At 61.6% G+C, this 10,925-nt stretch carries 10 protein-coding genes; 4 read left to right on the top strand and 6 right to left on the bottom strand.

Features of this window, described 5'->3' with window-relative positions; all coding sequences use genetic code 11:
* Positions 1-144: 144 nt before the first annotated feature.
* From BCA01S_RS06940 to BCA01S_RS06925, 4 genes are all read right to left on the bottom strand, one after another.
* Positions 145-444, bottom strand: coding sequence for a CcdB family protein (locus BCA01S_RS06940; protein ID WP_027776308.1), 300 nt, complete (start codon positions 442-444; stop codon positions 145-147).
* Entirely contained in the window at positions 444-686 is a 243-nt protein-coding gene (locus tag BCA01S_RS06935) for a type II toxin-antitoxin system CcdA family antitoxin (protein WP_027776307.1), read from the bottom strand. Before BCA01S_RS06935 ends, BCA01S_RS06940 begins: the two co-directional genes overlap by 1 nt.
* Positions 687-891: 205 nt before the next feature.
* Positions 892-2,181 carry an SUMF1/EgtB/PvdO family nonheme iron enzyme gene (locus BCA01S_RS06930; RefSeq protein WP_027776306.1) on the bottom strand — a complete coding sequence of 430 codons (1,290 nt, stop codon included), beginning with the start codon at positions 2,179-2,181 and terminating at the stop codon, positions 892-894.
* Between the two features lie 136 nt (positions 2,182-2,317).
* Positions 2,318-2,974: a helix-turn-helix domain-containing protein gene (locus tag BCA01S_RS06925; protein WP_027776305.1), complete on the bottom strand. Its 657-nt coding sequence runs from the start codon at positions 2,972-2,974 to the stop codon at positions 2,318-2,320.
* Between the two features lie 617 nt (positions 2,975-3,591).
* On the opposite strand from BCA01S_RS06925, the gene BCA01S_RS06920 reads away from it, so the two are divergent.
* The 3 genes from BCA01S_RS06920 to BCA01S_RS06905 all read left to right on the top strand — a co-directional run bounded on the left by BCA01S_RS06920 (position 3,592) and on the right by BCA01S_RS06905 (position 8,695).
* Positions 3,592-5,250: a methyl-accepting chemotaxis protein gene (locus BCA01S_RS06920; protein WP_027776304.1), complete on the top strand. Its 1,659-nt coding sequence runs from the start codon at positions 3,592-3,594 to the stop codon at positions 5,248-5,250.
* 231 nt (positions 5,251-5,481) lie between these two features.
* Positions 5,482-8,076 carry a 2-oxoglutarate dehydrogenase E1 component gene (locus BCA01S_RS06915; protein WP_027776303.1) on the top strand — a complete coding sequence of 865 codons (2,595 nt, stop codon included), beginning with the start codon at positions 5,482-5,484 and terminating at the stop codon, positions 8,074-8,076.
* A 229-nt stretch (positions 8,077-8,305) separates the two neighbouring features.
* Positions 8,306-8,695: a response regulator gene (locus BCA01S_RS06905; protein ID WP_027776302.1), complete on the top strand. Its 390-nt coding sequence runs from the start codon at positions 8,306-8,308 to the stop codon at positions 8,693-8,695.
* A gap of 73 nt (positions 8,696-8,768) precedes the next feature.
* Here BCA01S_RS06905 and BCA01S_RS06900 read toward each other — a convergent pair whose 3' ends face one another.
* A complete protein-coding gene (locus BCA01S_RS06900) occupies positions 8,769-9,248 on the bottom strand; it encodes a universal stress protein (RefSeq protein ID WP_027776301.1) in 480 nt (159 codons plus the stop codon).
* Positions 9,249-9,479: 231 nt separating this feature from the next.
* On the opposite strand from BCA01S_RS06900, the gene BCA01S_RS06895 reads away from it, so the two are divergent.
* Entirely contained in the window at positions 9,480-10,169 is a 690-nt protein-coding gene (locus BCA01S_RS06895; protein ID WP_027776300.1) for a FadR/GntR family transcriptional regulator, read from the top strand.
* A gap of 96 nt (positions 10,170-10,265) precedes the next feature.
* Here BCA01S_RS06895 and BCA01S_RS06890 read toward each other — a convergent pair whose 3' ends face one another.
* A complete protein-coding gene (locus BCA01S_RS06890; RefSeq protein ID WP_027776299.1) occupies positions 10,266-10,859 on the bottom strand; it encodes an acyl-homoserine-lactone synthase in 594 nt (197 codons plus the stop codon).
* Positions 10,860-10,925: the final 66 nt, after the last annotated feature.

Raw genomic sequence — 10,925 nt, 5'->3', positions numbered from 1 at the left:
AACAGTCCCCAAATCTCTCCGTTTTCCGAGGAACGAGGGGCCTCGGAAAATTCCCTGCGACGCTGCAACCCGAAAACGCGGCGCGCCCAGACGAAAAAGCCGCCGGTCCCATAAAGGGAACGCGGCGGGCGCGGTTTCGGGTGATTAGAATCCCTGTAGCAGAAGATCTATCGCCGCAACTATTTCGTCGTATCGATGACTCAAGCTGAACGCAGCGTGCTTAAGTTCTTTTACTGGAACCGAGGCCATGTATTGCGTGACCATCGAGTACGGTTCGCCATCAATCTCGAAGATTGGATTGAGCCTCTCGGCAGGTTTAGGTGCCTGAGCCAGCGGCATTAACGGAATCACGACCCGCACGTTCAGGTGACTCAGCAAATCCGACTGGACGTCCAGAAGAAAACCCGTTGCCTGAGGATGTCGATATGCGCTGAATCGCGCCATCAGAACATCCGGAACGCCGTCAGCGGCAAACCGTGCTCTTCCACGTATGAGTTGGAGCTAGCGATCGCTTCTGCGTTCTCCTTCAGCCAGCGAGCAGCACGCTCCTCGGACACCGCCTTGGCCAATCCAGCTTCAGCTGCCTGAGATACGTTGATACCGAGATTCTTGGCTTCAGCCAGAAGGCTGTCCGCCAACGAGACGTTGGTGGACCGCTTCGGGACGCTGGCGTAGGGGGAACCCATGGAAGTTCTCCTGTCGGAATCGGTATCATAATGATGCCACCGATACACACTATGCGCAACATCGCGGATGCGCATTCGTGCCGACGCGTTGCGACGGTATCCGGATTCTCGCTCAGGCTAAGCTCGCTGAGCAATTCCCGCACTGCATCAGCCGAGACGCTGGCGGTGGAACGCGGCGAGTGGCGGAAGAATTCGGTATTAGTCATCACCTCACGCACCGAAACCCCGCGTAAACATACTGGTAATGCGGCTGAAACCAGTTGCGGAATGTCGGTCGTAACATGCACTGTGCGGTGCGCGCCGATCCGCCCTTCAGCACGTAATGCTTGCCGTCGAAGAAGTTGGCCGAATAACCCAGATAGAACGGAAACGGTTCGAAGCCCGGCAATCCGTCGAACAAAGTAGAAGTCCACTCCCAGCCGTTGCCGTACTGGCCTTCAACGCCGAACGCGCTGACATTGTCCGGATAAGCGTCGACCGGACGCGGGTCCCAACTGCGAAAGTCGAAGTTGCCGGAGCCCGCATGCGGCGCGCCGTGCGCCGCGCGCTGCCATTGCGCTTCCGTCGGCAGCGCCTTCCCCGCCCAGCGCGCATAGGCGCTCGCTTCCGCGTGGCTCACGTATGCCGGCCAGTCGGGTGGAAGCGGTACTTCGTCGAACATCGTACGCAGCATCCATTCGCCACGTTGGCTGCTCGCCCCGCGTCGCGACCAGCACGCGGGATGTTCTATGCGTTCGGTTTCCTTCCACGCCCAGTCTTCGTCCGTCCACCATTTCCGCTCGCGATAACCGCCGGCTTCGATGAACTCGCAGAACGCGGCGTTCGTGACCATATAGCGGTCGATCTCGAACGCAGGCACGTCGACGTGCAATTCACCGAACTCGTTGTCCCAGCCGAAGCGGCCGCCGTTGCGCGGCATCCCGATCACAGCCGGACCGGCCGGTACGCTGACCATCGGCGAGAGGCTGTTCACGCGCCCCGGACCGGGCACGACAGGCTCGCGCAAATCCGTCACCTTCTGCTCCATCGGCAATTGGTGAAGCATGTAGGCAAGCGTCTCGGCATGCATCAATCGATGCTCGATTGCCACGTTGAGCAGTTGCCCGGAAGCCTCGACTCGCGCGGAATCGGTAAGCGCCTGCAGTTCGCGGTCGATCTGTCGGCGGGCATTCAAACCGTATTGCCGCACGGTATCGAGCGAAGGCCAGTCGCCAGGCTGATCGGTCGGAAAACCGCCATCTACCGGGTCGATACCGAATGCGAAAAGCTGATCGAGTTGCTCATCGAATGCGGGTAGATCGAACAGGCGCTTGTCGAACAGATTACGATCGAAAGCTTCGAGGTGCCCGATATAGAACACGATCCGGTGCCGTTCACGGATCGGTCTCTCGTACAGAAACTCGGGCTTGACGATGGAAAAGAGGGCGTCGGTAACTTGACGCGCGTCGCTCAGACGTTGAACGAGCGGATGATGTGGACCGGGGTCGCGGTTCATTTCGCCGGGTCTCCTTGCGGGGGGGACGGACTAAACAAAGACTGTACCCGCTTGCAGATGCCATGCCAAGGCGCAAGCTCCGCCGGAAAATCGTGGCAAACGACGGGTCCGCGCGGTCCGCGCCCTTGTGTCGAGCCTAAACCTGGCGCAATCCGTCCAGGTCGACGATGCGAATGTGCTTGCCTTGCGTGTCGATCAGGCCGCGCTTTTGAAATCTTGACAGGGTGCGGCTCACTGTTTCCAGCGTCATGCCGAGGTAGCTGCCCATATCCTCGCGGGTCATTCGCAGGTTGAACTCGGCCCACGAATAACCGCGTTGAGCGTTGCGCTCCGACACGTCGAGCAGGAATGCCGCGACTCGTTCGTCCGCCGAAAGCGAGCCGAGCACCATCATCTGGGCCGCTTCGCGCACGATCTGCTCGCCCAACAGTTTGTGCAGCCGTTCCTGCATCGAGCCGATTTCGCGGCACAGTGACTTGAGCGCCGTGTAGGGAACGATGCACACCGTGCTGTCTTCAAGCGCCAGCGCGCTGCATGCGTGCCGGTCGTCGCTGATGCCGTCGAGGCCGAGCGCCTCACCGGCAAGTCGTAACCCGGTAACCTGCTCGCGTCCGTCCCGATGCGCCATGACGGTTTTCATCGAGCCGGAACGCACCGCATAAATATTGTCGAAACTGTCGCCGCTGCGGTACAGCGCGTCCCCGCGATGCACCGACCGCGCGGAGCAGATCAGCGTTTCGAGCTTGGACAACTCGTCGGGTGCCAACCCTTGTGGCATGCACAGCTGGCGCATCGCACAGCTGGAGCAGCGCGCGGCGCTGCGAGTGCCGGTGCGTCCAGCGGCCCGCGGCGTAGCGCGGCGGCTGCGCTGCGACGGCGGCGAACCGACAGCCGGGCTTGGGGAAGCAGCGGAGTCGGCGGCGAGGGCGGAATGTGCAGCGGTAGAAGTAAGCATGTCTGAGCCAATGTCAGGGGTAATGCACCAATTGTCCCACCGGCTCTGTCCCCTGTTTCGCGGCAAAATGACGCGCGTTCCCGCTTATGCCGTTTGAGCGATGTCAGAGCCGCCCGTCGCATAGGAACCGTCCTCCCGCGTTCCGCAGACCGCACTTACGCTTACGCATCTTTTCGCCCCAGCCACGCCCTTTCCCGCGCCGACGCGAACGTTCAGCGAAATTTTCACTTTATCGCGGCCCCCACTCTCAAGGTTTCGCGGATTGTGTCGTCATATTGTCTGAAGAAAGCGGCGGCAACGAGAAGGGGCGGATTCAAACGCGCCCGCGTCGGCGCGCGCCGGTGGTTCAAACGTCATCGAAGTGAACCGCCTTGAGACAGGGCGCACCTTTCAGGCTGAAGCATCGGCTGCTTCGCGACAACTTTTATCGTGCGGTAGGGCAAGGAATTAGACACATGAAGATTTCGAATTTGAAAATCGGGGTTAGGCTCGGCTCCGCCTTCGCGCTGATGGTCGCGCTGCTGGTCGGCACGGCTATCGTGGGTATCGAGCATCTCGAGTCCACGAACACGAAGATGGACGAGATCGTCAGTCATCGCTACACGCTGATTGCGCTCAGCAATCAGATCAAGAGCAACGGCTACAAGGCGAACGGCATTCTCAGCAATCTGCTGCTGACTACCTCGCCGGACAAGGCCAAGCAGTATATGGACGACTATGCGGCCATCCGCAAAGCCAATGCGCAAGCCTACGGGCAGCTCGAAAAGTATCTGACGAGCGATGACACGAAGGCGCTGTTCAAGCAGCAGTTCGACGCACGCTCGGCCTACGGGGTTAGCGTGAAAGCTTTCTTCGATCTGGTGAGCAAGAACCAGCAGCAGGAAGCGCGCGATGTCTATCAGGGCGACATGGCGCGGCTTCAGGACGCGTACTACCTGCTTGTCGACAAAATGGTCGACGTGCAGGCGGAGCGGATGGCGCGCGACGTGGCCGATGCGGTTGCCGAAGCGCATCGCGCGAAAATCCAGATGATCCTGCTCGCACTGGTCGCGACGCTGATCGCAATCGCAACGGGCATCTTCATCACGCGCACCATCACGCGGCCGATCAACCGCGCGGTCAGTCTCGCGGAAGCAGTCGCGGCGGGCGATCTCACGCATCACCTGCATGTCGATACGACCGACGAAGTGGGGCGCCTATTGACCGCGCTCGAACGCATGACCGGCAATCTGCACGGCATCGTCGCGCAAGTGCGCCAGGGCACGGACACGATCAGCCAGGCGACGCGCGAAGTGGCGAGCGGCAACATGGACCTGTCGAGCCGCACCGAGCATCAGGCGAGTTCGCTCGAAGAAACCGCGGCTGCCATGGAGCAACTTACGTCGACGGTCAAGCAGAACGCCGACAACGCCCGTGAAGCGAACCAGCTTGCGTCGAGCGCTTCGGACGTTGCGGTGAAGGGCGGCAACGCGGTGAATCAGGTCGTGAGCACGATGAGCGCGATCAACGAATCGTCGCGCAGGATCGTCGAGATCATCGGCGTGATCGACGGCATTGCATTCCAGACGAACATTCTTGCGCTCAACGCTGCCGTCGAAGCGGCGCGTGCAGGCGAGCACGGCCGCGGTTTCGCGGTGGTCGCGAGCGAAGTGCGCGGGCTTGCGCAACGCAGCGCCGTCGCGGCGAAGGAAATCAAGGAGCTGATCGCCGATTCGGTGAATCAGGTGGGTACCGGCGGCAAGATGGTGGAGGACGCGGGACAGATTATCAGCGAAGTCGTCAAGAGCATTCGCCACGTGACCGAGATCGTGGCGGAGATCAGTTCCTCCAGCAAGGAACAAAGCGAAGGCATCGAGCAGATCAACCATGCGGTCACGCAGATGGACAAGGTGACGCAGGAAAACGCCGCGCTCGTCGAGCAAAGCGCCGCTGCCGCGCAAGCCTTGCAGGACCAGGCGCAACAGCTCACCGATACGGTCAGCACGTTCAAGCTCAACGGCGACACGGCGAAGCAACGGCGCGCCGCGAACGAACCGCACGCGCATCGCACGAACGGCGTGAGCGAGGCAGGCGCGCCAGGCGCGTGGCTCAACGCGCGCATGTCACCGCAGTAGAAGTCGAGGCAGACAACGGACGGAGACACGAGCCGGTCGCGCGGACCGGCTCGATAACAAATAGAAGACCGAGCGCTCTGCAAGCCCGCATCCGCATCGCGTTCCTTTCCGTTTCGCTGTCTGCCGAAGATCGCGGCCAACTGTCATGTTGCCGTCGAGGGCTTGCGCCCTGAGCATCCCAATGCGGACAGCGAGATCCGACTAACGGTTTCTTCCGCACGCTATCAAAACATGTCACACGTCTCTTCCGAATCGATTGTTCTTTCACGCTCTCCGGCCAGCGCGGTTATCGAACCGGCAGGCGACCTGTCGCCGGTAGCGCGGACGTTGCAGGTCCGGCGCTTCATCGACGCGTTCCGTCAACACGGCCATCGCCAGGCGTCGCTCGACCCGCTGCGCCTCACGCCCTTGCCCGACGTGCCCGAGCTCGACCCAGTATTTCATGGGCTGGACCCGGCGCAGCCTATCGGCGCCGAAAATCCGCTGCTGCCGCCGTCGGCGGCGGTGCATGAACTGGAGCGCCAACTGAGGCGCGTCTATTGCGGCGCGATCGGCCTCGACCTGACCGGCATTCGCGATCCGCAGCGTCGTGCGCGTCTATCCGCAATGCTCAAGTCAGAACAGCTTGCGCCTTTGCCCGCCCGCGAGCAGCGTCGCGCTCTGTTGCGCCGCCTGATTGCCGCCGAAATGTGGGAGCGTCATGTGGCGGCGGTTTTCGAGCATGCGAAGCGCTTCTCACTCGAAGGCTGCGAAAGCCTCGTGCCGCTTCTCGAAGCGATTGTCGATCAGGCTGCCGCTCAAGGCGTTCAGCAGGTATTCGCGGGTATGCCGCATCGAGGGCGCCTCAATGTGCTCGTCAACGTGATGGGCTTCGATCCGGCGAAGCTCGTCGATTGCCTCGATCCGAATTCCGATGTCGCGGCCATGCAGCGCGATCTGCCTTATCACCTCGGCGGCAGCACCGTCAGACAAACGCCCCATGGCGACGCGGCGATTTTCCTTGCGCACAATCCGTCACATCTGCAAAGCGTGTATCCGGTTGTGAGCGGGATGGCGCGTGCATACCAGGACGAACATCGTGGCTTTGGATGTCTGCCGGTGGTCGTGCATGGCGACGCGGCATTCGCGGGCCAGGGCATCGTGATGGAAACGTTGAACATGACGCGTAAGGACGGTTACGCGTTGGGCGGCACGGTCCACGTCATCGTGAACAATCAGATCGGCTTCACGACGCCGAACCGGATGGACACCGAAGGCCATTCCTATTGCACGGACGTCGCGCGAATGATCGACGCTCCCGTGATCCGCGTGAACGCAGACCGTCCCGACGAGGTCCTGCGGGCCGCGAAGCTCGCATTGCAGTACCGGATGGAGTATGAAGCCGACGTCGTCATCGATCTGATCGGATATCGGCGCCTCGGTCATTCGGAACACGATATTCCTGCTCTGACGCAACCGTCGCAGCAGGCGGCAATCTCGGCGCATCAGACCGTCACCGAGCTTTATCACGCGGCCATCGGTGAGGAGACACCACTCGAGATGTTGCGCGCCGATGTATTGAAGGACCTTCTGACTCCGCCCACGCAAACGTTGTCGCAGCAACGCGCCGACCGGACGCGTGCTGCCAGACCTACGAAGCGCACGCGGCCGTTGTCGCTCGCGCGCGTGCAGTCGCTGACTGCTGCGTTGACTCGCGCACCGGCCGGGTTGCGTCTACATGACTTCGTGCGCGACATCACGGCGAAGTGGCAGCAGAGCGTAGAAGCTGAAGCCGCGACGGTCGACTGGTGTTTCGCGGAAAACCTCGCGTATGCAAGTCTGCTCGACGACGGGCACAGTGTGCGCATTTCCGGCATGGACGTGGGCCGCGGCACCTTCATGCATCGGCATGCAGTGTGGCACTCGCAAGGCGCAACTTCCGGCGCAACTGAGCCTCATGTGCCGCTGCAAAATCTGGGTGTGCATCAGGGCGAGTTCGACATCATCAATTCACCGCTGACCGAGGAGGCCGTGCTGGGTTTCGAATACGGCTACAGCGTTCAGTCCACGTCGCACCTTGCTATTTGGGAGGCGCAGTTCGGCGACTTCGTGAACGGCGCGCAAGTGATAATCGATCAATACATTGCGGCAGGAGAGTACAAGTGGGGCCAACCGTCCGGCCTGGCGATGCTGCTGCCGCATGGTCACGAAGGCGTCGGTCCCGAGCATTCCAGTGCGTATCTCAGCCGCTTCCTGCAACTGTGCGCGGGCGGAAACATGAAGGTCGTGATGCCGTCGACGTCATCGCAGTGGTTCCATATGTTGCGCGAGCAAGCGCTGAGCGTCGAGCCGAAGCCGCTTGTCGTGATGTCGCCGAAGGGGCAGCTTCATGCCAATGCGGGTTCGCATGCTCCGCTCGGCGAGTTGATCGACGGTGCGTTTGCTCCGGTGCTGCAAGACAGTGGTGCTGCGTTGCCTGAAGACGTGACGCGCGTCGTACTGTGCAGCGGCAAGTTCTTCTACGACTTGCAGGCGGCGCGCGATGCTTCTCGCGACACGCAGACCGCGCTCGTCCGGATGGAACAGTTGTACCCGTTTCCGACGAGCGAGCTTGCGCTCGCGCTCGCCGCTTACCCGAACCTTGCGGAGGTGGTGTGGGCCCAGGAAGAGGAAAAGAAGCATGGCGCATGGCATTTCGTGCGCGATGACATAGAAGGAGCGGTTCCGTCGAGCTGCCGCGTATTCGACGTGTGCCGGCGCGAGAGTCCGTCGGGCGCGGATTCGTCGATACGCGCGCATCGCGTAGAACAGCAGCGCCTGTTGGCAGCCGCATTGGCAGGCGCCTGAAGTTGCGCCGTCAAGCAGTTCGCCCACCTGGTTGCAATTGAGTTGCTATTGTTAACAGCAAGAGGCGAAGTGCTCGCGCGCGGCAATCAGCATGCTGCGACGCGACCGCTTCGCCATTTCCCGCTTCGCATCCATGTTTGCGGCGCGTAGGCCGATTGGCGCGAACTGAGGAGCGCGCGTTGGCATGCGTGTTGCGACGCAGGTTGTCGAAGCGATAGGACAATTGCACATGGCAACCGTACTGCTGGTAGATGACGACGCCGAGGCGTTGGACGCATGGAGCGCGATTTGCTCCGCCGAGGGCTACGAAGTAAAAACTGCGCTGGACGGTAAGTCGGCGCTAGCTCAGTTCATGGCTTCGCCCGTCGATGTCGTGGTTGCCGACTGGCGCATGCCGACCATGTCGGGCAGCGAACTGTGTCACCGCTTGCGCACACTGCCCGGGCTGGCCGACGTCGCTTTCATACTCGTTTCAGGAGAGCCGAGTCCTCCCGCTTTCGTCAGCTTCGACGGGTTTCTGCGCAAGCCGGTGGACGGGCCTGCGTTGCTGGCCACGATGCGGCGCCTTCTCGACGACCACGTCACCCATCGCGCATTGCAGCGAGGCGGACCGACGTAGCATCGATCGTGCACGCGGCGCGGCGTACCTCACTTACTTGGCTCACTTACTTGCTGGCGTGACGCTCGCGGCGTCAGTCTGGTGTTTGCGCGTCGCTGGACGACTTACTGGCCGCGGACGGGATCAGCAGCACCGGCAAGCGAGCCTGGCGCACACAACGCTCCGCGACGCTGCCAAGAATCAGGCGCTGAAATCCGCGCCGGCCATGCGTGCCCATGACGAGCAAGTCCGCATTAAAGTCGGCGGCGGCTTTCAGCACGGCCGTGGAAACGTCGTCGAGCGACGACGCTTCGGTCACGACGATCTCTCCCTTCACACCTTGCGCGTCCATTTCGCGTGCGAGCTCCACGCCGAGTTCCTTCCCTTGTTCGATGAGACTATTGCGGAGCACTGAAGGGTCATAGCCCGGCGCTTCGAAATACATTGGCGTATTTTCGACGACGTACAAGGGCTGCAAAACAGCGCCGTTGGTTCGGGCGAGCGCGAGCGCTGCCTCGAAAGCACGGCGAGAAGTCTGGCTGCCGTCTACCGCCACAAGAATGCGTGTGTACATTTCCGCTCCAGGTCACGTTGCGAGCTTTAATAATCGTTCAGAAACGCCGCTTCAGCCAGGATGTAAATCAACCGGTTCACAAATTTTGACGTTGCTCTTGCTAGACGGCCGCCGTTTTCCCAAGACGCTTGGCGCTTTCTTGCCCGATGCAGCGAGCCCGAAGCGCGGCGATTGCCGCGGCGGTTTGCCTTACAATCGGGATCTACTCTGACAAGCTGCTGCGCCCGGCCGATGAATGAGCGAAAAACGACGGGCTTGCCCGACAAGATCTACGGCGACATCCTGAATCGCATTCTCGAAGGCGAATACAAGGAAGGCCAGCGGCTGCCTACCGAACATGCGCTCGCCGAACGCTTCTCGACCTCGCGACCCACGGTGCGGGAGGCCTTGGCGCGGCTGCGGGCTGACGGCATCATCGTGACGCGTCATGGCTCGGGAACGACAGTCGCGCGGCGACCCGACCCGGACGTGCGGCGTTTCGCGCCGCTCGAAACGCTGTCCGACATCCGCCGCTGCTACGAGTTTCGCATTGTCACGGAGGCCGGCGCGGCCGAGCACGCGGCGCTCAAAGCCGACGCCGACGACATTGCAGCGATCGAGCACGCATGGAATCAGCTCGAACGGATCATCGAGACGCGCGGCATTGGCGCGTCGGACGACTTCATGTTTCATCTCGCCGTGGCGCGCGCGTCGAAGAACCCGTTCTTCATCACGGTCATGTCGTTTATCGAGGAACAGATAGTTTTCAGCATGAATTTGTCACGCAACCTGTCGCTCGTAAAAACGGTGGAGCGGCAGCGTCTCGTGCAGGCGGAACACCGGGCGGTGCTCGAAGCGATCCGCCGCAAGGACCCGCAGGCGGCGGGGCAGGCGATGCGAGCGCACCTGGAAAACGCGCTCGAACGGATGTTTGGTTCGTGAGGCAAGCTTCGCATGGCTCGCTGCGCGCCGTCTAACCGGCCGTTGCCAACCCGGCGAAGCGCGGCCGGCGGCGAGCAGCGGAGCAGCGAGGCTTAGCTAAGCGGCTGCGGCGATCGGCCCAAACAACGCCGTGCGGGTCTTCGGACTCACGGCGATATCCAGCGCCACCGCGCGTTCCACACCGATCTGCAGCGGCGAGCCGAGGCGGCTAATCTCGATCCCGGTCTTGCGCAGCAGCCGCTCGATCGGGGTGGTGGTCACCGTCACATACCGCGTGATGCCCATGCGGTCGGCGAAAATCACGAGCTCATGAATCGCCTGCATGGTCACGTCGGCGAAGCCGAACGACTTCTCCTCGCCGCTCGTGTCGATCGCGAAGCGGCTCAATTCCCAGATATGCCGCCCGACCGGTGCCGCAGCGCCATGCAGCAACTGAGGAAAGGTGTCCTTGAGCATGTTCGGTCCCTCGGTCGGCATCAGGCGCCAACAGCCACGCACGCGCCGGTCGTCGGCCTGGATCAGCATGTAATGCGGTCCCAGCGCATCGTAGCCGTCGATTTCCATGCCCGCTATGGTCGGAATATCCCATCCGAGCCGTCCGTGAAACACCCGCGCCCTCAGGCGATACATCTCGTTGATGTCTTCGTTGTCGAACTCTTGACGCATTCCAATCCGGATCGCTGTTTGCATGACGTTCTCCTGAACGTGTTGGGGAAACCAATACGCAGGAAAACTTATGCATTCTGAATCGTTCCG

The organism is Paraburkholderia caledonica NBRC 102488 (assembly GCF_000685095.1).
GTDB lineage: Bacteria > Pseudomonadota > Gammaproteobacteria > Burkholderiales > Burkholderiaceae > Paraburkholderia > Paraburkholderia caledonica.
Note: the sequence above shows the minus strand (reverse complement) of the source record. Positions and strands in the feature narration are given on the sequence as shown.